The 25,959-nt window shown below is 34.2% G+C and carries 14 protein-coding genes; 2 read left to right on the forward strand and 12 right to left on the reverse strand.

The window, feature by feature from the left end:
* Window positions 1-26: 26 nt before the first annotated feature.
* From VP395_RS00740 to VP395_RS00750, 3 genes are all read right to left on the reverse strand, one after another.
* Window positions 27-4,052 carry a pectinesterase family protein gene (locus tag VP395_RS00740; protein WP_346239782.1) on the reverse strand — a complete coding sequence of 1,342 codons (4,026 nt, stop codon included), beginning with the start codon at window positions 4,050-4,052 and terminating at the stop codon, window positions 27-29.
* A 92-nt stretch (window positions 4,053-4,144) separates the two neighbouring features.
* Complete coding sequence (locus tag VP395_RS00745) at window positions 4,145-6,085, reverse strand: GDSL-type esterase/lipase family protein (protein WP_346239784.1); 1,941 nt, start codon at window positions 6,083-6,085, stop codon at window positions 4,145-4,147.
* A gap of 74 nt (window positions 6,086-6,159) precedes the next feature.
* Entirely contained in the window at window positions 6,160-8,892 is a 2,733-nt protein-coding gene (locus tag VP395_RS00750) for a pectinesterase family protein (RefSeq protein WP_346239785.1), read from the reverse strand.
* A 492-nt stretch (window positions 8,893-9,384) separates the two neighbouring features.
* Here VP395_RS00750 and VP395_RS00755 point away from each other — a divergent pair, with 492 nt between their 5' ends.
* Window positions 9,385-13,683 (forward strand): hybrid sensor histidine kinase/response regulator transcription factor, encoded by a 4,299-nt coding sequence (locus VP395_RS00755; RefSeq protein WP_346239786.1) that lies wholly within the window; start codon window positions 9,385-9,387, stop codon window positions 13,681-13,683.
* A gap of 245 nt (window positions 13,684-13,928) precedes the next feature.
* On the opposite strand, the gene VP395_RS00760 is transcribed toward VP395_RS00755, so the two are convergent.
* From VP395_RS00760 to VP395_RS00800, 9 genes are all read right to left on the reverse strand, one after another.
* A complete protein-coding gene (locus tag VP395_RS00760; RefSeq protein WP_346239787.1) occupies window positions 13,929-14,573 on the reverse strand; it encodes a GDSL-type esterase/lipase family protein in 645 nt (214 codons plus the stop codon).
* A gap of 97 nt (window positions 14,574-14,670) precedes the next feature.
* Entirely contained in the window at window positions 14,671-15,612 is a 942-nt protein-coding gene (locus tag VP395_RS00765; RefSeq protein WP_487047290.1) for a LamG-like jellyroll fold domain-containing protein, read from the reverse strand.
* Between the two features lie 36 nt (window positions 15,613-15,648).
* Window positions 15,649-17,667: a hypothetical protein gene (locus VP395_RS00770; RefSeq protein WP_346239789.1), complete on the reverse strand. Its 2,019-nt coding sequence runs from the start codon at window positions 17,665-17,667 to the stop codon at window positions 15,649-15,651.
* 266 nt (window positions 17,668-17,933) lie between these two features.
* Entirely contained in the window at window positions 17,934-18,776 is an 843-nt protein-coding gene (kduI, locus tag VP395_RS00775; protein WP_346239790.1) for a 5-dehydro-4-deoxy-D-glucuronate isomerase, read from the reverse strand.
* A 59-nt stretch (window positions 18,777-18,835) separates the two neighbouring features.
* Entirely contained in the window at window positions 18,836-19,417 is a 582-nt protein-coding gene (locus VP395_RS00780) for a LutC/YkgG family protein (protein WP_346239791.1), read from the reverse strand.
* Window positions 19,410-20,777, reverse strand: coding sequence for a lactate utilization protein B (locus VP395_RS00785; protein ID WP_346239792.1), 1,368 nt, complete (start codon window positions 20,775-20,777; stop codon window positions 19,410-19,412). The genes VP395_RS00780 and VP395_RS00785 overlap by 8 nt, the downstream gene beginning before the upstream one ends.
* Window positions 20,778-20,780: 3 nt before the next feature.
* Entirely contained in the window at window positions 20,781-21,518 is a 738-nt protein-coding gene (locus tag VP395_RS00790; RefSeq protein ID WP_346239794.1) for a (Fe-S)-binding protein, read from the reverse strand.
* 13 nt (window positions 21,519-21,531) lie between these two features.
* Window positions 21,532-22,689, reverse strand: coding sequence for a mannonate dehydratase (uxuA, locus tag VP395_RS00795; protein ID WP_346239795.1), 1,158 nt, complete (start codon window positions 22,687-22,689; stop codon window positions 21,532-21,534).
* Between the two features lie 17 nt (window positions 22,690-22,706).
* Window positions 22,707-23,519, reverse strand: a complete 813-nt coding sequence (locus VP395_RS00800; protein WP_346239796.1) for an SDR family NAD(P)-dependent oxidoreductase — start codon at window positions 23,517-23,519, stop codon at window positions 22,707-22,709.
* Between the two features lie 309 nt (window positions 23,520-23,828).
* On the opposite strand from VP395_RS00800, the gene VP395_RS00805 reads away from it, so the two are divergent.
* Complete coding sequence (locus VP395_RS00805) at window positions 23,829-25,934, forward strand: bifunctional aldolase/short-chain dehydrogenase (RefSeq protein ID WP_346239797.1); 2,106 nt, start codon at window positions 23,829-23,831, stop codon at window positions 25,932-25,934.
* The last annotated feature ends 25 nt before the right edge of the window (window positions 25,935-25,959 follow it).

Here is a 25,959-nt window from a genome sequence, read left to right on the forward strand (position 1 = left end):
TGGCTTTTAAATTGCTATTATTTGGTTTAGTTTTTAATTATTTTGGATACTTGAGAACCTTTTTCTGAGTCAACTTTTAATAAATAAACTCCAGAAGGGATTCCAGACATATTAATTAATGTTTTATTGCTCTTAATATTTACTTTCATAATGAGTCTTCCATCCAATCCAAAAAGTGACATAGTTGTATTTACTGATACCGTTGGGATTGATACAAAAACTTCATTATTAAGCACTGGATTTGGATAAACCTTAACGCCTATTAAATTATTTTCTTTAATTCCTAAACTGATATCTACTTGATTTGAAGAAGCTCCTAAACCTCCCATAGCATTAGCTGCTCTTACTGTATAAACACCAATCGTGTTTCCTGTAATGTCATAACTATTGGTTATTACAAAATCTACAAAGACATCATCCTTAAATACTGCCCATCCTAATACATAATTACTATCATCCCAATTAAGGCTTGAACCTGATTTTGACAATACGGGGCCTGAAGCCTGTTCTGTAAATAAGGTTGGTTGCCAAGTATCACCACCACCTAATACATTTTCTATAGTGTATTGGGCTGCTTCACTTTCATCTAATGTTGGATCTAATGTAACCGATGTAGCATCTTTGGTATAATCTGTACGTCTTTGGCTTAAATCTACTTCAATACCAGAGGAAGTCAAACTATTGTATTCTGCAAATCTGAAAGGAACTACATTCATTGGGTCTCCCCAAGCTCCAGAGGTCGGCAAAATATTCATAGTAGTATTGATATAAACCACTTTTGGAGCATTGTTCCAAGGTCTGCCTAAATTAAAAATTCCATTTTGTTGTGCATCACCTCCAATTGTACAATTGCTAAATACATAACCCCAATTAGAACTAGTAGCTGCCGCAGTTACAATACCGCCACCACCAGACGCTCTGTTTTCCATATACATCAAACAGTCGTTGAAGAAGATATCTCCATCTCCAAATATATAATCTACAGTACCGTGTATTTCACCATTTTCCCAATACGTTCTTCCAGCTCCGGTAAAATAAGTATCTTGGTTACTTAATAACCTTACATTTTTGAAAATATTTTTGTCGCCTTGGTGACGTAAAGCTACCGCACGTTTTTCTGGTATTCCTAAACGGTAATCCATTTTATTTAGCAAGGTAAGATCTTGCATGTAAATATTATTAGCGCTACTTGTAAAATTAATAGTAGGCGTTTTGTCTATTCCCTCTTGGGCTTGCGTAGGGTTATTATAAAGAGATACACCTTCAGTACTTTGTCCAATAAACGAAATGTTTGGCAAACTGATAAATGTTTGTTGAGTTGCGTCTCCTGTGGTAGTTCCTAAATCATAATCTCCGTTAGGGAAGAAAACATAGAATCTATTGCCACTATTTTTTGCAGCATCTGCAGCTGCCAAAGCTGCTGCAAAATCACCATCAACCCCCACTATAAAGTCATAAGCTCTTTTGGTTACCGTTGGTTTATCAAGTGTTGTAAACGAGATTGAAATAACATCAGTTAAAGTATTGTCTGTTAAGTCTGAAATCACGTTTCCTGCTAAATCAAAAGAGTAAGTTGTATTATAGTCTAACCCTGAATAATTAAACGATATTGATTTACCAAAAACTACAGGTGTTAACTGCTTACCATTAAGAGTCGCCGTAGTGTTCTCTACTATTTTAACACGTTCATCAAAATTAAGCACTACTTTTCCTGTTGCTGAGGCGCCCGTAGCATTGTTAGCAGGAACAGAACTGGTAAGAACAGGAGCCATACCATCATTAAATACACTTTCTGTACCATAAACATATATTTCAGAAATAGACGTACCATCATTACCACTTCCTAGTACAGATGATGTGTAATCTGGAATCCATCTGATGTAAACTTCTGCTTGATTATTAGCATCTGTAGGTAAGGTAAATAAACCATTAACCCATGTGTTTACTGTTGAAGTATTATAAGTTCCTATTTCAGTAAAATTAGTACCGTCTATTGAGTACTCACATTTTTGAGTAGCATATCCTGAATAACTAGTTAACATAGCTGCTTGAACACTTATGTCAGTATAGTCCGCAGCATTAATTTTTATTTGATAATAGAATTTATCTGCTAACTGTTTCCAATTAATACGACAATGTTTGCCATACCAGCTATTACCAGATAATTTAGAGAAATTTAGTCCCCCTGAAGTAGCTCCAGCGGCATCTCGCAGAACCAAACTAGTTGCATCATTAACAACATTTGATGAAAAATCTACAGTAACAACATCGTCATAAAAATCCCATCCTACAACATATTCAGCTGCATTATAAGATGCTGTAACAGATTTGTTACTATCCAGTGTAACAATAAGTTCATTATTCGTTTCTCCTGTTCCCCAGTTCGAGAAATTAAGAATTGGATTTCCGCTGGCAGTTAAAGTAACATTAGTTCCTTCAACATACATTCTAGATCCGTTGACCATATTTCCTGCCGGAGAAATGGCTACCATATAATCGTTAGCACCGCCTTCAACTACAACATCTAAGGCATATGTAGTTAATTGATTGAATATAGCCGTATAGCTTACATTATCTGTAACCGTTATTTGGAATGGGTTATGCGTAGACACCGTAGCACCCAGATCGTCTTGCCATTCAACAAATTCATAACCAAAATTAGCGTTGGCTGTTAAGTTTACAACCGTACCATCATCAACAGTTGCAGGATTATCAGAAATTATTGCGCCACCCGCAGTAGGCGATGCAGCAGTTGAGACTGTATATTGTGCTACATCTGCAATTGTTCCATTTAATTTACCTGCTATTGAAATATTTGCTAAACCAACATCTTTACCAGCTCCAAGACCATGTATATATATTTCCAAAGTGGTTTTGCCTCCTAAAGCAGGAATTGCCAATCCTGAAACATCCATAGTGAATTTATTGGTGTCTGCAGCTTCACTAGTTACATCTCCGTCCCTAGCAGGTTTAACGTTAGTTTTTATTAGGGTAGATGTCCCATCGGAAGACTTCCAATATATATCTATAAGACCGGACCCCGTTCCAAACCTTTGACAGTCAAAAGATATGCTTGTTGGTACAAAATCTAACCCTGTGACTGGAGTAAATTCAAATCCAATTAAGTTATTAATATTTGCTCCTGCAGGAGTAGTAGCTCCAGTTTCATTTTTAAATGAAGTATACGTTACCGTAGGATTACTTCCAGTTCTTGTTCCAAAATATGAATAGTTACTGCCTGCTGTAACATTATCTGGTTTGTAGTAACTGGCTTCTGTATAGGTTGCAGTTTGCCCTGCAGTGCCCAAATTGAAAACCCAATTAATTGTTGAAGCCGTATCTGTTGGTAATGTAGTTGAAGTACCTGTTACTTTAAAGGAATCTATATAAAAATAATTACCTGTAGTTCCACCATCTTGTACTCCTATTAATCTTACCAGAACATTGCTTTTATTTTTGGCAACAATACTCAATTGAGCAGTTTTAAGTGTCCACCAACAACAGTTTCCGCTTACTTGACCTGCTGATGCCCAACTGGTTCCTCCGTCAACAGAATAGTAAACATCAAGAATGTCTGTTTCAACATTTTGAGTAGTATAAGAAAGATCTAGCTTAATCTCTTTGTATCCTGTTGTTGGGAACGAAAATTGAAAATAATTAGCGTGATTTGTAGAGTTTGTGAAATCGGAAGACGTAACAACACCTTGCATTCTTGCAGAATTATGGTAGGTTGTTGTGCCTTGGAAAACATTTTTAATTTGACCTGCAACATTAGGAACCATTGACATTTCATAATCTGATAGGGTACCATCTGCGCTATTGGGGTAAAAAACGTCCCCTGAATTGACGCTAATATCTAAGCCATCAGCTGCAGCCCGAGCGGTTGCATTCGGGGTATAGGTGTAAGGTCCCGTTCCTGCTTGATCATGACCATAATTAAAGGTCCATTCCGCTAATGTGGTTTGTGCAACTAGTTGTAAACTTGTTGCACAAAAAACGATAAAAAAAGCAGAAAATAACCAATGCTTTTTTTTGTTTAAAGTTAATTTCATAATGTAAATAATTTAGTTTAGTAATGTTTAATTTAGTTGTTATTGTCTAATAATTTTGTATCGCTTTTTTAGCGAAAACACAAAAAATCGTTTTACGGCACCAAAAACTTTGTTGTTTGTATACCTTCTTGAGATTCAATTTTACCAATATAAATACCTTTGGTTGAAGTCGATTTAATGATATATAAGTCGCTCTCATTCCTGTTTGACGATTTATGAATTAACCTTCCTGTTAAGTCATATATTGATAGGTTACCGTGTACTGGAGCATTTTTTATTTTAATAAAACCATCCTCAACTATCCATCTTATTTGATTTTCTAAAGGTTTTTCTAAAGAAAGAGTAGGAGTGGCTACGCCATGTATATTAACATCGGCAAGACAAATAGTTTTTCCTGTGGCTTCTCCATTATACCAAGGGTATACACGTAATTTTAAAGTCTCCCCAGCGGTAAGTTTAACAACAGGTATCGCTGAAACAAAATTCATCGTATTTGATGTCATACTCTGAAATTCTTTTAATAGGGGTGCGGTAACAAAATCGTCTTTAGAATAATAAATTTTGCAACGCATACCACTTCCTCCGGCTCCTCCAACATACAAACTTATTTCATCAATATTTAATTCGGTTCCTTCGTTTGCAGAAATTCCAAATTGGATATGACGCGTTGATACTTCATCAATCTCTCCTGCTGGCCAAATACCCCCATCAAGTAAATTTCTTTGGGTTTTTCTGGTGGTATAACCGCTTTCTGGTGGCCATATGGTAGTGGCATTAGGCTGATTATATGACTGTACGTACATGCCAGTATGTGATTCATCCATTGGTATAGCTGGTCCTTCTAAGACATAACTATCATCTGCCGATAATTCCCATAAAAGATTTACTTCTGTTCCACCTGTTAATTCAATAAAATTAGCCGTTAAAGGAATTTCTTTGGTAATTGTTCCGTTAGCTGCAGTAAGTGTTCCTTCTTTAGTTCCACCAACCGACTGAGATACTGAAATATAAAATTTTGTGAATTCAAGATTACCACCTGTATAATTCATAGTAATAGAAGATGTAAAAGTATCTGTTTTATTGGATGCTATTAAAAAACCATCACTTACAGAAAGGGTAAATGTTCCTGAGGCCGGATCAAGATCAAAACCTGTAATGGTTACTTCTTTAGTAAGTGTCTGTCCGGTAAATGCATCTCCAAAATCAACTTCGCTCGGATTAATCAGTACATCTGTTGACGTATTTATATAAGAAGCCAAAATGTTTTGATTGGTCATTTCTTGAGCACATAATCTGGCAACTAATGTTGCGCCCAATGCATTGGGATGTGTAGAATCAGAAGAAACGAAAAGTTGAGCTGTACTAGCTGCATCGCCATAAGATTCTAGAAGCGTTTTTGTTAAGGCAGTTAAATCAATAAGTTGCACTCCTTTTTCAATTGCTACTTCTCCCATGGCATAGCTGTAATCATGGGTGTTATCTGACTCTGGAAGACCATAGTCTCCTCCTAAGTCATGTTGTCCCTTTCGAGTAATGGTAGCACCACTAAAGTATTTTCTACACATGGCAGTTGCTAAAACAGGTGTAGCACCTAATGCACGTGTTTCATCAATATATTTTCTAAGATACTCTTTATAGGTTCCTTGAGCTGTGGTACCACGATAATCCGTCCCATTTATTGGGTTATTGGGGTCGGTACCTCCATCTAAACCATTACTTTTCTCATCATTGTGGGCAAATTGAATAATTACATAATCACCTGTTTGTATTTGTTGTTTTACTGTAGTCCAATAAGGTGATTCCAAATAAAAACTTTTGCTGCTTGCCCCACTTTTTGCACGGTTATTGACAACGACATCGGAAGTAAAAAATTGCTGAAACATCATGCCCCATCCTCTTTTATCTGTAGAGTTTTCATCATAATCGGACATTGTTGAATCTCCAATGGTATGAAGGGTAATTTGTGCATTTGCAGAGACTATACTACAAAAAGCAAAAATACCTACGAAAAATTTAAAAAATAATGATTTCATTTTTTTAGTTTAAAGAATTATAAGCAAACTGAGATATACTTCACCTCTAAATCACTTAATATAAAGTTTAGTTTTTAATTTTTATAAAACTTAACAGCTCCTTGTTTGCCATCTACTTTAAAACGAACAATATAGATGCCCGATTTTAACCATTTTAAATCTATTTCTTGAGTAGAATTAGTTTGATGCACACTTTGCCCCATAATGTTATAAATCTCAAGATTTTCAAGATTACCTTTTACTCTCAATATATTGTATTCTAAAAAAACTTTATCATCTATACTTAAACTGGAATCAACCGTAATAGAACCTGTTCCAGAAAGTAAACCGGAATGTGTTGAAGCGTTGTATGTACCGTTTCCAAGCGGCGTTCCATTCAAAATAAATTCCTTAACTATAACTGCAACGTTTAATACAGCAGTAGCAGAACCAACTATATTCATTTTCAATACATCACCAGCACATTTTGCATGATTAAAAATAGCTTTATTATTAACAGCCAAATCAATCAATCCATTTCCAAAAGCATTTTCAACAAAACCATTGATTGCTGATGCACCTCCTGCATTTGCAGCAGCAACAGTTAAATCCCAAGTACCTGTAAAATTAATGTTATCACCCCCTAACTTTGCGGTAGCTGTATAGGTAACATCTCTTGTGTTACGCACTGTTACTTTAGAATTGCCAGAAAATGTTCCAGGTAAGTCCATAACGCTACCAGCAGTATTGGAGCTATTCAAAAGGAGAGAAATGTCACCTTCTAAAATAATGTCGGCTACTAAGTAAAATCCAGTACCACTAGTTGCATAAGAAATATTAGTTCCTTGATACATGGTAACAGGTCCTAAGCATTTTGAATTACTAGTATTATTTCTTAAACGGATACTACCACCATTTTGCACATACATATCCCCAGAAAACAAATTACCTTGTGCTTCTATAGTAACACCATCTACAATGACCTTTTCTCCTGCTTCGGGCAATAATGCCGGTGAATAATTGTTAGCAACATCCCAATTCCCTCCAAGAAATGTAAACTCACTTGGTCTTCCTATAATAATTTTTCCAGAACCACTAATAGTTGATGAATTTGTGTTTGTATCATATTGACCAATGTTTTGTATAACACCATCGATATACCACTCACTAATTGTTATGTCCTGATTAAGTTGTAATTGTGCTGTTCCTTCTGTATAAAGTGCTGTATTAACATCCATAGCATTACTAACATCAATGGTTAACTTACCATTGGTTTTTACCGTTATTTTCCCAGAACTCCCCAATGCGCTTTCAACTTTAGCTTGCAGATCTCCAGCTTCAACAACAATATCTCCGGCAAAACCAGTGTTTCCATTGTTGACTTGAGCTATACCAGTACCTAATTTAGTAATTTTGTGCACCCCAATAATAGCTGCTGTAATATTTAGGTTGTTTGACGCATCTATACTAACATCGCCTTTAGTTTTAATTGTTCCTGAAAAAGATGCGTTTGCAGAAGATGACAGTGTTGATTGGTTAAGCGTCAATAAAGTTACTGAGCTATTTGATGAAACATCAAGGGTAGCTCCATTTACTAAATTTAAATCAGCCACAAAACTTCCGCCATTAGCATCTAAGGTAACGCTACCGTCAACATTTGCAACTTCAGAAGCTGCTGGCACACCATCAGGGTTCCAATTATTAGCTTCCAACCAACCGTTGTTTCCGGCACCACCGTCCCAATTATATACAGTTACTGTTGGTGCTATGGCTGTAGGATCCCAATTATCTGAACCTTCTAATACAATTTCTGGCTCATATAAATCAGCTTCAGCTTGGTTTACCATAGCTCTTAAACCTGCCCAATTTGCTCTACCACTCATATTGGCACCTGCTCCCGTATTCATCCATTCATATAAATGAAGATCTGTGCTCGTATCGGAATAAGTCATATTCCACTTGTCACCCCAACCTTCTGGATGGATTTTATCAGTCATAGTACAATATAGCCATGCTACTTTAGGGTATTCATGCCAAGGACGACCAAATCTTACTAAAGCACCGTCATCTCCAGCCCTAGGACTAGGGGTTTTGTAAGTTAAATCACACTCGTAAAACACAAAACCATAAGTTTGATTAATCGTTGAAGAAGGAGCTGTTATCCAGCCACCTCCAAAGCTTCTAATTTCGCACTGGCCAAAAAACCCAACGCCGCGACCATAAATATAATCCGTTCTGCCCTCAATTACGCAACCTTTAAAATAGGCTCTTGAAGTCTCAGCCATCCAAAAATAAATGGTGTCTTGGTATGCCAATATATCACAATTAACAAAGACATTTCGATCAGCTTGCAAGGTGATAGCTTGAGCTTGACCAAGAATTGGAGCGTTATTCTGAATGGTTATATTTTCTGCTCTAAAATCGTTAGCCATAACAGTAAGTGTTGCCGCTGTTCTAAGTAAATCAGTATTACCTGCATATGGAGCTACTTTCGCATCTGGACACAAATCAGCTTTCACAGTACCAGTTGAACAGTTATAGATACCATATGATATAATGGTTTCCTCTCTACTTTCTCCAATAAGAGTGATATGTATTTTATTGGCAGGAAGTAAAAGTTTTTCTTCATAAAGTCCACGTTTCACGTAAATTATTGTTGGTGTTGCTAGTGTACCTGGAGAAGCTGCATCAAAAGCTGCTTGCAAAGAGGTGAAGTCTCCAGTTCCATTAATATCAACTACAATGTCTGGACTAAAATTTTGAGCAAAGGTTGCATGTGACAACAAAAGACCAACAAAGAAGAGGCCAAGGGTTTTTAATAATTTCATAATAAAAGGTAGTTTTGTTTAATAAAGTTTAGTTTAAATGACGATATATACTATCTTAATAAATTGAATATTTTATTTAATTAAGATAAAACAATATTGTAATCGATTACAAAAATAAGATGTTACTTAATAAATAGTATGGTCAAATTACAATAACTAGGGTGTCAAATAACAAATGATTATTTTAAGTTATATTGCATTTTGGTGAAATGAGATAGCTCAGAATTCTGAAATTCCATTTGGAATTAACATATTCAAACAATAAAGTACCTACATATTGAGATTTTATTTTTAATGTTAATCGTTCAATATCCTGAAACTGTTATATAATTTGAACAAATCCGTAATTAGGCTTCTTTTACAAATTATTCTAATTTTGTTAGGACTTCTTAATAAGAACCAATTTCAATGAAAATACTTGGAAAAATATATTTATTTATTTTAATGTTTTTTTTGCTCCCCAATAATATATTAGGGCAACAAAATTTTTCAGTGGAACATTTTTTAGTTGAAGATGGACTTCCGCACAACATAGTAAGCCAAATTATTCAAGATAAGAAAGGATTTATTTGGTTGGCTACTTTTAATGGTCTTAGCAAATATGACGGTTATACTTTTCAAAACTATAAAACACAATCATCAGATAAAGTTTTAATGAAGGATAACCGCATCGATAAAATCACAGAAGATAGATATGGTCGTATTTGGATAAAATCTAACGCATATGAAACATTTACCTACTGTTTCAATCCTAAAACTGAAACCTTTTGGAGTACTGAGCTAATTCCTAATATGCCAAAAGAAGGATTCACACAAAGTAACATAAAAGTAAATAAATCTGGATTGGTATGGCTACTTTCCGAAAGTGAAGGATGTATTTTGGTTTCCGACTCTTTATTTACAGCCAAAATATATAATAAAAAGGCTAATACACTCAATGCATCTGCTGTTTATTCTGTTTATGAAGATAAGCAGAATAATTCATGGCTTTTAACGAATAATGGCTTAACACTTGTTAAATCGGGTAAACTAAGTGAACCTATTAGTTACTTTTCAAATCAAACAGGAAAAGCTAATTCTTTCTTTACCGCTGTTGAGCTCAATGATGAGATTTGGTTTGGAGGATCTAACGGAATAATAGCTAAGTATTCAAAAAACGGTCACTCTTTTAGAACACAAAAATTGGAATTGGATGCTGATATTACTTGGATGAATAAGCTAAATGAACAGACAATTATTGCTATAACAGACCAAAAGGGTTTTTGTACCATTAATATTTACACCGGAAACATCCAATTTTATAATTCCAAAACCCAACCAGGTCTTGTAACCAAGAATATGGCTGCTGTAGCCCTCACACAAAACAGTCAACTATGGTATGTAAATAATCAAGAAACTGGCATCTATCTTTTTGATTTTTCTAAACAAAAACCTTACTATTACCCATCTATTTCAGAGGGATTAATAAGACCTGTCAGACCTACAAGACCTTATGTCATTACTGATTATAAAGGAGATATTTGGGTACAACCTTATGGGGGTGGGTTTTCAAGATTCAATCCAAGCAATCATGAACTCATTCCATTTAAATATAATGGTTATTTTCCCAAGGGGAATTTTACAAATAATTTCGTCTCTGCTTTTTTAGACAACCAAGGAAACTTATGGTATAGTACCGAATCAGCTGGTTTAGTGAAAGTTGTATTTGGCGAAAACAATTTCAAAACATCTAGTGTAACCAATAAACTAATACAGTCTTCTACGAAAGATGTGAGATCTATTTTTCAGGATAAAACCGGGAATATCTGGGTAGGTAACAAACAAAACCAAATTATTATTTTAGACAAAAATTTAAATAAAATTGGTAGCCTTTCTTCCTCGGGACAATTAAAAGAAAATTCCAAATGGAATAAACCAGCATATAGCATCATGCAAGATAGCCAATCGAACGTTTGGATTGGTACTCGTGGAGATGGACTCTATAAATTAATCCCTCTAGATATTCCGTTTACTTATAAAGTCATTAATTTTAAAACGGATAAAACAAATCCTTATAGCTTAACTAGTAACGATATTTATAGTGTTTATCAAGATAAAGAGAATCGAATTTGGATAGGAACTTTTGATGGTGGTGTTAACCTTATAGATAGCAATGAACATGGAGAGACACGTTTTATTAACTACAAAAATAAATGGAAATCTTACCCTATTGATAATTTTAACAAAGTACGTTGCATAAAACAAACTTATGAAGGACTTATATGCGTTGGGACAACCAAAGGGTTACTTGTATTTCATCCCAACAAAGTGCTTAATACGCCTTCTGCAATAAAAAAATATGAAGTTGGGTTTGATAATAGCCATATTGGGCTAAATGGAAATGACATCATAGATATTTGTATCACTAAGAAAAAAGAAATTTTTATCGCGACTACTTCTGGAGGCATTAACAAGGTAGCTAAAAAAGATTCTTTTGGGTTTCCCGTAGCGTTTAAAAGTTTTACTAAAAAAAACGGTTTGCCTTCAGAGAATATTCTTTCGCTATTGGAAGATTCTGACAGCAAAATATGGATTGTAACTGATTACACCTTATCTCGTTTTAACCCTAATCAAGAATTTTTTGAAATCTTCCATGAGGTAAAGAGCGTTATATCCAATTATAACTTTTCTGAGGCTACAAGATTACAATTAAATTCTGGCGAATTGCTATTTGGATATTCAGAAGGTATTTTGCATTTCTTTGCAGACCAAATAAAGACTAATAATTTCTCTCCTTATTTATCATTATCCAATCTTCAACTTTTTAACCAAAAAGTTTCAATTAATAAATACACCCCATTAAGCTTATCCATTGACAATTGTAACGAATTAGTTTTATCGCATAATCAAAATTTCTTTACCATTGAATTTGCGGCATTAGATTATAAAAACCCTACAAATATTAATTATTCATACAAATTAGAAGGATTTGATAAAAATTGGAATTACCTCCAGACACATGGATCGGCAACCTATACTAATGTACCCAAAGGCAACTATGTTTTTAAAGTAAAATCAACTAATAGCCAAGGCATTTGGGCAGATAATGAACGTCAACTACCCATAACCATCAAACCTTCCATATGGAATAGCAACTTATCTTATGTTATATATACGGTTTTTCTAATCGCCCTCTTTCTACTTATCAACTATACTTTAATTACAATTTATCGTTTAAAGACCAAAGTGAAGCTAGAAAAGGAAATGTCTAACATGAAGCAAAAATTTTTCATAGACATCTCTCATGAATTGCGCACACCTCTAACCCTGATTTCTTCACCTATAGAATATTTAATAAATGATACCAGAACTCCCGAAACAATAAAAAAACAACTTTCTTATATAGCCCATAGTTCGAATAGGCTGCAAAGACTTGTAAATCAAATTTTAGATTTCCGTAAAATTCAAGATACTAGAATTAAAGTTTCGGAAATAAATATAGTCGAGTTTGTAAAAAACATTTTTAACGATTTTATAGAAGTCGCAAAAGAACAAGAAATTAATTTCACTTTTCAGAATAATGCAGAGGATGTGAAAATTTGGGCAGATAGAAATGCACTTGAAAAAATCATAATGAATCTTTTATCTAATGCCTTTAAGTATACCCCAAAAGGGAAATCGATTTCTGTACAAATAATAAAAAGCGAAAAACAATTAGGGATTCATTTTATTGATGAGGGAATTGGTATTCCAAAAGAAAACCAAAGTAAGTTATTTACCCGTTTCGTTTCGTTTAGCAATAAAAGTAATAACCCTAGTACTGGAATTGGTTTGTCTATGGTTAAAGAACTTGCCGAAAAACACAATGCTAAATTGTATTTTGAAAGTGAACCAGAACAAGGAAGCTCGTTCTCTATATACTTTATATTAGGTAAGGGTCATTTCTCAGGAGAAGTTGACTTTATTAAAGCCAAAGAGGATCAAGCATCAGAAACCAATCTGGTCCTTTCTTCAAAAATAGTCGCAACTGACAATCCTGAAAAAATAAGAGTTTTAGTTATTGAAGATGAGCCAGAATTGCGTTCGTTCATTAAAAGTATTATTGAAGACAAATATGAAGTTATAGAAGCTGAAAATGGTGAATTAGGATACGAATTGGCGGTAAAAGAAAATCCAAACTTTATTGTGAGTGATATTATGATGCCAAAACTAAATGGAGTTGATTTGCTGAAAAAGATTAGAAACAATATAAAAACCAGTCATATTCCAGTAATTCTACTTACTGCTAAAGCTAATATAGAAAGTAAACTTGAAGGACTTTCTTATGGTGCCGACGATTATATTACCAAACCATTTAGTGTCTCTTACTTCCTCGCTCGAATTGAAAACCTACTAAATCAAAGGAATCGATTGCAAAACATTTTTGGTGTTTTAGATAAAAACGAGTTCAAAGATTTTAACTCTATGCCTTGTTTAATCACAGACCAAGATGAAGAAATTATGAAAAAAGTTATGCTTGTTATAGAAGAAAACATAGATAACAACAATTTTTCAGTAGAGGAATTAGGCTCTAATATTGGACTTAATCGAACTACACTTGGCAATAAAATCAAAAGTCTAACTGGATATACCCCTGTAGAATTCATAAGAGACATCAGAATAAAGAAAGCTGCACAATTAATTACTAGTAGCCAATTATTAATAAAGGAAATCGCATTTATGACAGGGTTTTCAGATATGAAATATTTTAGTAAATCCTTTAAAAATAAATATGGTATTACACCAATGGAATATCGAAAACAAAATAAGTAAGCATTGCCAATAAAAATATGGGCTTACAACAATTAATTGTCCAACTTTTTGTTGCAAGTCCACATTTGAAGTGTACAATAATAAGGACAAATTTTAACAGATTGCTATTAACGTACTCTTTTCTCCGCATAACAAAACCGTAATCACTTAATAAATAAGTTTTACGGTTTTTTTTTATTTTTTTAAAACATATAATTATTTGTACAGTAAATCTATTTAAACATATCTATATATAAATTAACAAGTCAATATACATAGTTTTTTATTACAGAATACCACAGATTATAGCCCGCTTCATTCATATGCAACCCGTCTTTTATAAACAGTTCTTTCTTTATTTTCCTGTTTTCTAGCATAATGTCCCACACGTTTGCAAATTCTAAAGAATCATCTTCCTCACATATTTTCTTTAATTTCTTATTGAGTTTTATATACTTTCTTTTCAAATGCCACCTTGCAATACTTGGTTTTGGGGAGATTAATATAATTTGAGTTGATGCATTTTGCTCTTTTATTTTTGAAATAATAACGGAAAATGTATTCAATATCTCTTTCCGTCTTTTCTTATCTGAAATATCATTATCTCCTTCATAAATAAAAACTTTTTTTGGCTTATATTTTAAAATAAGATCATCGGTATAATTCAATAAATCGATAGTTTGGGACCCACCAAACCCTGAATTTATAATTTGATACTCAGGGAAAAGTTTTTGAATATCTTTCCACATTCTAACACTTGAACTACCTGTAAAAACTATTGTCTCTTGTGAAGGAATCCAAATACTGTCATATTTTTGATTTATTAAATTTACTTCACTTTTAAAACGAATACTGGTTTGTGACTGACAAAAAAAGCCTGATAGAAAAATTGTAAAAAATAAAAATCTCATGCTATATCAATTTGAAACACTAAAATACTTATTTTAAATAAAAAACCGTTACAAATTAATGCAACGGTTAATAATTTAACCAACAAGATTTATATGCTTATTTTGCTGCGATTTTAAAATTGTTATTTATGTTTTCTCCATAAACATTTAATATGTAAATTCCTGATAATTTTTTATTAGCAATTTTCAAAACAAAGCGTCCATTTCCTTGAAACTCCATCTTGTCTTTGATTATTACTTTTCCTGTTACATCGGTTAAAGTAGCTGTTAAATAAGATTGTTTGTTTGAAGGTATGTAAATATTTATTTGGTTACTCACAGGATTTGGGTAAACAAAAATTTCGTTTTTATTTTGACTGAATTTTTCATTACTCAACAATACATTTTGATATAAGTCCAATACTTCAGTGGCATTCAGTGCGTAATTAAATATTTTAAGTTCATCTAATTGCCCTTTATAAGGTGAAGGGGCTGTGCCTCCCAACAACTCGAGTTCGCCTATGTTACCTAATATCAAATCACTAACTTCTGCAACTCCCGTAACTCCGGTTTCATCAAGGTCTGTTACAAAATTACCATTTAAATATAATCTTAATTTATGTGCTAAAACATCTCGCATTACAACTACATGCTCCCAATTATCAGTAAAAAATAGAGTTCCGCTTGTTTTTAATTCTTTTTTTGTAACGTCGTCATCAATAGCAAAACGCAATTCGCTGCTTTTGAATTCCACATTAAAGCGCTTACCTGTTGCACCAGTTGTAACATTTTTGGTGAAAGAGCCTTTACACAGCAAATAGGCACTTGATGTTGTACCTGTTGGCAATAAATTAGATGCTGCCTTCATCCATAAAGAAATAGTAAAAGAACTTTTATTTAGATATAATTGATCTTCATTTGGAATATTTACCATGTACGTATCATCTGGTGAAGTCAAAAAATCTATAGCATTATTTGCTTTTCCTTCTACCCTAACACTTGTGTTATCATAATTTGTGTCTAATACCCCATGATTAATGAAGCTTGTATTGTCGGTAATTTGTCCTCCATCAAAAGGCGCTTCATTAAATGGCCACTAGCCAACAATCCCTTCAGGAATATCGGCTATGGTTCTAAAAGTCCACACATCGCCTGTTGCGCTTCCTTTATTATTTGAAGCATCAATTCTCCAATAGTAATTTGTTGCAGAACTTAATCCAATTACTTGGTAAGATGGCGAGGCAGAATAAGCTATATCAGATAACTTAGTAAGATTAGAAGCTTCTTCACCAAAATAAACGGCATAGTTTTCTGTATTTGAACTTCCTGCCCAAGTTAATGTTAAATTACCGCCTGATAATTCTACGAAATTAAATCCCATATTCGGCTTAGGTGTTGTTGCTTTAGTTGGTGCTGATGGAATAGCTGGTGTTGTTAGTGATGCAACAGCGCTATAAACAGATGATTCCGTTGCATTTGTAGCCTTAACACGATAATAATACTTTGTATTAGGGATTAAACCCGTGTCATTATAGCTATTTACATCTGCCCCCAAAGTTGCTATTACTGTAAAACTAGTGCCGTTTGTTGAGCGCTCTAAAACATTGTTATCTTCGTTATCTGCGTTATCATTCCAATTAACAGTTAATGAACTGCTTGGTGGTACTTCTACTGAAGTGGCATTGGTAAAATTAACATTTGATGGTGGTACTATAAAATCTGGTGCTGGGGTATTTACCAACCCATTAATGTATACTTCAATATTTAAATAAGGTGCATTTGATGTACTTACGGTTAAAGCATCGGCTGCATTATTTTTATCTAAGCCATTAGTGTCTTCCCACGCATCTGGCATACCATCATTATCAGTATCTAAAGGTGTTGGAGCACCATAAACATGACCAAGACCACCGTTTATAAATGGTAAATCATACTCACGGTACACATAAAATGCTTCAGTTCCTTTAGACATTAATTCAGCTACTAATAAGCTATCAACTTGATCTCTTTTTGGGTAAGAAGCACCTACTTTTAACACTATATTATCAAAAGCCTCTTGTGCAGTTAATGGAGCATTTTTTACTGGGTAATCATACGGCGTTGTTTGCAAACTTGAAACATCGCCCGTAGGGTAACCTGTCAAATCTTCTGACACTAAAGTTCCATCTAATACACCATTCTTATTATTATCAAAATAATTTCCCGAACCATATAAGTAGAAATTTGAATTCCCTCTATTAAAAGGTGTAGATACTGAATTACTAGTATGTGGCCCTCCAATAAAATAGTTGTTAATAATGTTTACTTCAGAAACCCCTGCGGAATCTCCTCCCATAATATAGGCATCTCCAGATTCTGAATGCCCATAAGTATTGCCATAATTACCCCAATTGTAAACCACGTTATTTACAAATTCATTAATTCCTTTTACTTTAGGATTTCGAGTTTTATTACTTATATATAAATTTCCTATTAAACTTATTTTTCCATCAGAAGGCTGAATTAATCCTCCTGCTGAGTGATTATGTCGGTGTAAACCTTGACCGATAATAGAATTTTGAACTGTTATATTATCTGGACTTGAGCCTTTGTTATCCCAATTAATTGAAAACACCTCATCAGTACCCCAAGTAAATGTCATATGGTCAAAAATCATATTAGCACCGTTTGATAACCCCGAAGCATCTTGGTTTTTAGCACCACCCACATAACGAATACGCACATATCTAGCTATGGTATTACTTGCTCCTGTAAACGTTACCCGAGGACCAGCTAATACAATACCTTCACCTGTTGCTGTTTGTCCGGCAATGGTTGTATTCTTTGCTACTACAATTTGTGATTGTAAATTAATAATACCACCAACTTTAAAAATTACAAATCGACCTTCTTGACTAACGGCATCTCGAAACGATCCTGGACCATTGTCGTTTAAATTGGTTACTAAATATATTTGAGGGTTAGCATGCCCTCTGGCTCCTGTGGTATATCTGCCAAAACCTGTAGCTTCAGGAAATGCCAATGTTTGGGCTATTAAATTCCCATAGGTCAAGACCATTGTGGCAGTTATAAAAATTTTAGGTGCATGCCTTAATAGTAAAGTTTTTAGTCTCATAAAAATTGGTTTTAGAAAAGTTGTTACCACAAATTAAAAGTAATTATTTTTTTTTCATAAAGAATATTGTACTAATAAAACAAGAAAACTGTACAAAACCATTGATAGATATAATGAGTAAAAAATGAATTATTTAAAACAAACTGCATGCTTCTAATAATTTAGTTCTTCTTCTTAAAAAAAAAAACAAACTCAATCCATTAAAAAAAGCCCTCTAATAAAATATTAAAGAGCTTTGGTGTTTTAGTTCTGATGCTAATTTAGTTTTATCTCAATTCTGGAATTTTACAAACATCCATATCTCCATAATCTAAATTCTCTCCTGCCATTCCCCAAATAAATGAATAATTACTAGTGCCAGAACCAGAATGTATAGACCATGGTGGAGAAATTACCGCTTGGTTATTTTGCATCCAAATATGTCTGGTTTCTTGTGGTTCTCCCATAAAATGACATACCGATTGTCCTTCTGGAATTTCAAAATAGAAATACACTTCCATTCTACGGTCATGTACGTGTGCTGGCATGGTGTTCCAACTACTTCCTACTTTTATAGACGTCATTCCCATTTGTAGCTGGCAAACATCAACCACACTGTTTACAATATATTTTCTTAAGGTACGAGCATTCGCAGTTTCTGGTGAGCCTAACTCGATAACTTCAACATCATCAGTTCCAATTTTCTTTGTTGGATATGCTTTATGAGCTGGTGTTGAATTGATATAAAATTTAGCTGGGTAACTACTAGATTTACTAGAAAAAAGAACTTCTTTATTGCCTTGACCAACGTATAAAGCCTCTTTATGGTTTAATTCGTAAGCAGTGCCATCTACGGTTACCATACCGGTATCACCTATGTTAATAATACCCAACTCTCTTCTTTCTAAAAAATACGGCGCTTTAAGTGGGTCGATAGTTTCTAAAGTAATGGCTTTATTTACTGGTAAAACCCCTCCTGAAATAAAACGATCGTAGTGTGAATACACCAAATTTACTTTATCTGATTCAAAAAGGTTTTCAATTAAAAATTCATTTCTTAATTGCTCTGTATCATAACTTTTTACTCCTTGTGGACTTGATGCGTAACGCGATTCGTAAGTGATTGACATAATTTTATAATTTTAGTTTTTATAAATAATTGTAGTGTTTGGACACCAATATATGCAATTTAAACAATAAAAACGGTTAAACTGATGGCTCCGTGTGCGCCAACAACCAAACATTGTTCAATATCGGCCGTTTTTGATGGTCCCGAAATAAAAACCCCAAAGGTTCTATCTCGTTTAGAAATTGCCTCGAAAACTTGGTGCATATGCAAATAAATATCATTTTTTGATATTACCAAAATTAAATCGTTAGTAATAAATGGTAAGGCACGAACTATAAAATCGTTTTCGGTAACCCAAATAGCACCATTTTCGGCAACCGCCAACTCCCCTTTTATAATCGCTAAATTGATATCTTCTAAGGTATGTGGATCTATTTCTTTGGAAATTGCAATAGTTCCCAATTGAGATAGTTTTGTTGTTGAAACTATTTTAGATGCATTTGGATAAAGCTTTTTTATTTCTTCGTCCAATAGTGCTTCATTATCTAGTTGAACAGCCCTACCTCCAACAAATTTTAGATTTTCAACAAAAGTTTCAACCAAATTGATGTCTTCATCAAAAAAATCTAAATTAATTTCGGGTAAAGGCAACCCATCTGGTTTATTCTTTTTAACTGCGTTTAGGATAGATTCTCTACTCATTTTTCTTTCTTTTTTTGTACCATTCATCAAAATTATCGCCTTTCACTTCGGGTAAATCTCTAGCTTTTCCCCAAGCATTTAGTTTAGAATACACCATAAAACGTGGGGTATGTTTCAACATAAAACGTGATGATTTTCCAACAAAACCATAAATTTTGGAATTTGCCAACACATTGCCTGCCATTTTTAAAACGTTCTTTTTAACAATTGGTTGCGGCACCTCTTTCACAATAACTTGGCGCCATTTATACAACTGTTCGTGAATGTTGATTTTTACGGGACAAACATCTGAACATGAACCACAAAGTGTAGATGCAAACGGTAAAGAACTGTGTTTTTTTAAATCGATTCCTGGTGATAAAATAGAACCAATAGGTCCAGGAATAGTTGCTTTATAACTATGACCGCCACTACGTCTGTAAATAGGGCACGTATTCATACAAGCACCACAGCGAATGCAGTGTAACGACGCTCTAAAGTCTTCACGACTTAATTGTTCGGTTCTGCCATTATCAACAATAACAATGTGCATTTCTTTATCCGGTTCTGGTTTATTGAAATACGACGAATAGGTTGTAATGGGTTGCCCGGTGGCGCTTCTAGCCAACAAGCGCAAAAAGATACCTAAATGCTTTTCTTGCGGAATCAATTTTTCCATCCCCATACAAGCTATATGTACTTTTGCAAGATGCGCACCCATATCGGCATTACCTTCGTTGGTACAAACAACAAAGCCTCCTGTATCGGCTACGGCAAAATTAACGCCAGTAATAGCAGCATCGGCTTTTAAAAATTTACTGCGTAGATGCTTTCTAGCTTCAGCTGTAAGGTATTGAGGGTCGCCATCACATGGTTTCGTTCCTAAATGTTCTTGAAACAATACATCAACTTCTTCTTTCTTTTTATGAATAGCAGGCAGTACAATATGACTGGGAGGTTCTTGTGCCAATTGCACGATGCGTTCACCTAAATCGGTATCGATTACCTCTATATCATGTTTCTCTAGATAGGGGTTTAAGTGGCATTCTTCAGTAAGCATCGACTTACTTTTTACTATTTTTTTCGCATTGTGCTTTTGAAGGATGCCGTGTACAATTTTATTGTGTTCTTCGGCATTCGCTGCCCAATGTACTGTAACACCATTTTTTTGAGCATTTTCTTCAAACTGAAGAAGATAGGTATCTAAATTAGATAGTACGTTCGCTTTAATGGCAGAGGCATAATTACGGAGTTCTTCCCAACCCTTTACTTTATGCGCCGATTTATCACGTTTTTGTCTAACAAACCATAAGGCTTTGTCGTGCCAATCTACTTTTTCTTCGTCTTTATTAAATATTGCTGCTTCGTCTGCGTGTGCCATAATTTAGATACTGCTATTTAAAATTTCTGCTATGTGCATCACCTTTAAAGGTTGCTTATTTCTATTTATCAACCCTTCTAAATGCATTAAACACGAGTGGTCTGCGCCTGTAACTACTTCTACATCGCTATCCAAATGATCCTGAATTCTATCTTTTCCCATTTTTACCGAAATGGCTTCTTCAAATACTGAAAACGTTCCTCCAAAACCACAGCACTCATCTACCCTATTCAATGTTTTTAATTCCAAACCTTTAACTTCTTTTAATAGGTTTTCTTCTGTGGAATAATGCGCATCCATACGTTCTGAACAAGAGCCTAAACGCAACCCGCGAAGTCCGTGACAACTTTTATGTATACCAACTTTATGTGGAAACGATGCGCCTAAATCGGTTTTACCCAATACTTCGTAAATAAACTGACATAACTCGTACGTGTTTTTTCTAACACGTTTTACATCATCGGTTTGTTCTAAAATATCGAAATGTTTTTTAACATGATATACACAACTTCCTGATGGTCCGACGATGTAATCGAACTCTTTAAAATTTTCAACAAATAATTGACAAATTCCTTTTGAATCATCTTCATATCCAGAGTTACCCAATGGTTGCCCACAACAAGTTTGCCCCATAGGATACACAACTTCAACTCCTAATTTTTCCAAGAGCTCTAAGGTTGCAATACCTACTTGTGGATATAATTGATTGATGTAACAGGGTATAAATAAACCTACCTTCATTTTCTTGCTTTTATTAACTTCTTGAAAGACCGAGTGCCAAACCTCTTAATTCTGCTAAACCTCGTAAACGCCCAATAGCTGTATAACCTGCATAAGCTCGATTATCTTCTAAATCTTGTAACATTTGGTGCCCGTGGTCTGGACGCATTGGTAATTGAGTGTTTCGTTTTTTCTCTATTTCTAAAACAGCTTTTACCACTTCGTACATATCTGTAGAACCTTCTAAATGATTATCCTCAAAAAAACTTCCATCTGCTTCTCTTTTTACATTTCTTAAATGAAGAAAATGAATTCGGTTTGCAAATTTTCGAATCATTTTAGGTAAATCGTTATCGGGATTGGCACCTAACGACCCTGTACAAAATGTAATTCCGTTTGAAGGGCTATCAATAAAACCAACCAAATCTTCCAAATCTTTTTCAGATTTTATAATTCTAGGCAATCCCATAATATCCATTGGCGGATCGTCTGGATGAATTGCCATTACAATACCATGTTCTTCACAAACAGGAATAACTTCATTTAAAAAATAGGATAAATTGGCTTTTAAATCGGCATGCGATAAGTTATCGTATTGTGCAATCATCTCTTTAAAAACAGGAATGGTTAAATCGTCCACTGTACCTGGTAAGCCTTTCAACACATTATCTTCTAAATGCTGTTTTTCTTCTGAAGTCATTTCTGAAAAACGCACTTTAGCTTGTTCCAAAATTTCTTGAGTATATGAATATTCAACACCATCACGCTTCATGATGAATTTTTCAAAAACAGCCATATCTACTTTATCAAAACGTAATGCTGTACTGCCATCTGGTAATTTCCAAAATAATTCGGTACGTGTCCAATCTAAAACTGGCATAAAATTGTAACACACATTTTTAATACCACACGCGGCAACGTTCCTTAAACTTTGTTTGTAATTTTCAATGCGTTGTAAATAATCGCCTTTGCGTAGCTTAATGTTTTCGTGAATTGGAATACTTTCTATAAATGCCCATTCTAAATCATGAGCTTCAATAAGGTTTTTAACTTTTAAAATCTCATCAACTTCCCAAATTTCACCGTTTGCAATATGATGTAAAGCTGTTACAATACCTGTTGCTCCTGCTTGTTTTATGTATGATAACTTTACAGAGTCATTTACTCCAAACCATCTAAATGTTTCTTGCATTTTACTTAAATATATAATTAAACACCACTAAAAGCACTAAATCCTCCATCAACGGGTATTGTTATTCCTGTTACAAATTTTGAAGCATCTGTGCATAAATAATGAAGTGCGCCATGTAATTCGTCAGCATCACCAAAACGTCTCATTGGGGTATTTGCTATAATGGTATTTCCTCTATCGGTGTAACTTCCATCTTCATTTAATAATAATGCTCTATTTTGATTTCCTATAAAAAATCCTGGAGCAATGGCATTAACACGTAACCCGTCGCCATATTTTAAAACCAACTCTACTGATAACCATTTTGTAAAGTTGTCAATAGCTGCTTTTGATGCTGAATAGCCTGCTACTCTGGTTATAGCTCTTTCTGAAGCCATAGATGAAATATTGATAATAACACCTTGTTTGTTTTTAACCATTTCTTTACCAAAAATGATTGAAGGGATAATGCTTCCGAACAAGTTTAAATCGACTACTTTTTTAAAGTCGTCTATATTTATATCAAAAAACGATTGTGCTGGTCCTACAGTTGCTCCGGGCATATTACCTCCAGCAGCATTGATTAGTACATCAATCCTTCCGTATTTTGCGATTATTGCAACGGCAACTTCTTGAAGACTTTTTTCTTCAACCACATTACAAACATATCCATCTACTTTATTGCTAATCGATTGCATTCTTTTTACAGTTTCATCAACTGTATCTTGCTTATAATGTAAAATAATTACTGTGGCGCCTTGTTCTAGCAAATAGGTTGCCATACTGCCTCCTAAAACACCTCCTCCTCCAGTAACAAGCACTACTTTATTTTCTAAACTAAATAAACTCATAATCAATTTAATGTTTTTTTTCTTCAAATCACAAATTTAAACATCTCATCCACAAATACTGCCCTGTACTGTACTGTATTTTTAATTTCAAATGAAAATACAGTAGTTATTAATACTTTGAAGAATTATAAGTAATTAATATCCAAATACTAAAACTATCAATTACACACTCTCTTAATGTGAAAAAATATCCTTTCGAAATGTATTTTCTAAAATTAATTATTTTTTTTTAGTAAATTACAGTACAGTACAGGATAGAAACATTATTATCTTGATTTATTTTCGCTTAGAAATATTATAATAATACTCATGAATACACTTGCAAAAAAATTTAATTACGTTGACTACTTATGGGATGATGATAAAGCAAATGCTTTAGGTGATGACCAAGTTGCTTTATTTTTATACCGCTCTAATATATTAGGAGCCGATTTAAGAATCACTAATTACGGAGGTGGAAACACCAGTTGTAAAACTATTGAAAAAGACCCTTTAACGAATGCGGACGTTGAGGTTATGTGGGTAAAAGGTTCTGGTGGCGATATTGGTACTTTAACACGTTCTGGAATTGCAGGTTTGTACACTGATAGATTACGCGATTTAAAAAAGGTTTATGGTGGTTTAGCTGATGAAGACCGCATGGTTGGGCTTTTCAACCACTGTATTTATGACTTAGATAGCAAAGCACCTTCTATTGATACTCCACTTCACGGATTATTACCATTTGCACATATAGACCACTTACATCCAGATGCTTTAATAGCTGTTGCTGCTGCGAAAGACAGCGAAAAAGTGACTAAAGAAATTTGGGGTGATTCTATGGGATGGGTGCCTTGGCAACGTCCTGGTTTCGATTTAGGTTTGCAATTGGAAAAATGTCTAGCTGATAACCCAGGAATTCGCGGCATCGTTTTAGGAAGCCATGGTTTATTTACTTGGGGAGATACATCTTACGAATGTTATATGAATAGTTTAGAAGTTATAGAAATGGCTTCTGAATATATTGAAAACAAGATAAAAGAAAAAGGTTCTGTTTTTGGCGGTCAAAAAGTAGAAAGCTTACCAAAAGAAGAACGTTTAGAGAAAGCAGCTCAATTGATGCCTTTATTAAGAGGCCTATGCTCTTCTGAGAAAAGAATGATTGGTCATTTTTCTGATAGTGATGTGGTACTAGAATTTATAAACAGTAATGATTTGGCTAGATTAGCACCGTTAGGAACTTCTTGTCCAGACCATTTCTTAAGAACAAAAATTCAACCTTTAGTACTTACTCTAGATAAAAATGAAGATTTAGAAGATTCAAAAGCCATTCTTGAAAAATTAGAACCCGCTTTTGAACAATATAGAAAAGAATACGCCGACTATTACAACACTTGTAAAAAGTCGAATAGCCCTGCGATGCGCGACCCAAACCCTGTAATCATTATTTATCCAGGTGTTGGCATGTTCAGTTTTTCAAAAGATAAACAAACAACACGTGTAGCAAGTGAGTTTTATATAAACGCTATTAACGTAATGCGTGGTGCTGAAGCAATTACTGAATATACATCTTTACCAAGACAAGAAGCGTTTGATATTGAATACTGGTTACTGGAAGAAGCAAAACTTTCTAGAATGCCAAAAGAACAACCTTTATCTCGCAAAGTTGCTTTAGTAACTGGTGCTGGTGGAGGCATTGGTAAAGCAATTGCTGATAAATTAGCTTCAGAAGGCGCTGTTGTTGTGTTAACTGACATCAACGAACAAAGTTTAATTGAAGCAAATGGCACTTACAAAAGGGACGTTTCTACTTATGCAATTTGTGATGTTACCGATACCGAATCTATCGCTTCTGCTTACAAAAAAGCATGTTTAGAGTTTGGTGGTGTAGATATTGTGGTGCACAGTGCCGGTTTAGCTATTTCTAAAGCTTTAGAAGATACTACCGATAAAGACTGGAATATTTTACAAAGTATTTTAGTAAAAGGTCAGTTTGACTTAGCAAAACAATTCTCTGCTATTACTCGCAAACAAGGTTTAGGTGGCGATTATATTTCAATTGCAAGTAAAAACGGTTTGGTTGCAGGACCTAACAATGTGGCGTATGGAACTGCAAAAGCAGCGCAACAACACATGGTTCGATTATTAGCTGCTGAATTAGCAAAAGATAAGGTTCGTGTAAACACCATAAACCCGGATGGTGTTATTGTAGGTAGTAAAATTTGGGAAGGTGCTTGGGCTGAAGGTAGAGCCAAAGCAAACAATATTACTGTTGCAGAACTGCCTGCTTTTTACGCAAAAAGAAATTTATTAAATGAAATTATAACTCCTGCTGATATTGCAAATGGCGTTTTCACTTTCGTGGGAATTCTAGATAAATCTACAGGGAACATTATAAATGTAGATGGAGGTATGGCAAATGCCTTTGTTAGATAAGAAATTTTGAGTTAGTTTTAGTTTG

It is taken from the genome of Mariniflexile soesokkakense (assembly GCF_039650365.1).
Taxonomy (GTDB): domain Bacteria; phylum Bacteroidota; class Bacteroidia; order Flavobacteriales; family Flavobacteriaceae; genus Mariniflexile; species Mariniflexile soesokkakense.

Bases quoted from the DNA above. Each gene is read 5' to 3' on its own strand.
- VP395_RS00750 (WP_346239785.1), bottom strand. From the start codon at position 8,892: ATGAAATTATTAAAAACCCTTGGCCTCTTCTTTGTTGGTCTTTTGTTG.
- uxuA (WP_346239795.1), bottom strand. From the start codon at position 22,689: ATGCAAGAAACATTTAGATGGTTTGGAGTAAATGACTCTGTAAAGTTA.
- VP395_RS00780 (WP_346239791.1), bottom strand. From the start codon at position 19,417: ATGAGTAGAGAATCTATCCTAAACGCAGTTAAAAAGAATAAACCAGAT.
- VP395_RS00770 (WP_346239789.1), bottom strand. From the start codon at position 17,667: ATGAGACTAAAAACTTTACTATTAAGGCATGCACCTAAAATTTTTATA.
- VP395_RS00740 (WP_346239782.1), bottom strand. From the start codon at position 4,052: ATGAAATTAACTTTAAACAAAAAAAAGCATTGGTTATTTTCTGCTTTT.
- VP395_RS00785 (WP_346239792.1), bottom strand. From the start codon at position 20,777: ATGGCACACGCAGACGAAGCAGCAATATTTAATAAAGACGAAGAAAAA.
- VP395_RS00760 (WP_346239787.1), bottom strand. From the start codon at position 14,573: ATGAGATTTTTATTTTTTACAATTTTTCTATCAGGCTTTTTTTGTCAG.
- VP395_RS00805 (WP_346239797.1), top strand. From the start codon at position 23,829: ATGAATACACTTGCAAAAAAATTTAATTACGTTGACTACTTATGGGAT.
- kduI (WP_346239790.1), bottom strand. From the start codon at position 18,776: ATGTCAATCACTTACGAATCGCGTTACGCATCAAGTCCACAAGGAGTA.
- VP395_RS00790 (WP_346239794.1), bottom strand. From the start codon at position 21,518: ATGAAGGTAGGTTTATTTATACCCTGTTACATCAATCAATTATATCCA.
- VP395_RS00800 (WP_346239796.1), bottom strand. From the start codon at position 23,519: ATGAGTTTATTTAGTTTAGAAAATAAAGTAGTGCTTGTTACTGGAGGA.
- VP395_RS00745 (WP_346239784.1), bottom strand. From the start codon at position 6,085: ATGAAATCATTATTTTTTAAATTTTTCGTAGGTATTTTTGCTTTTTGT.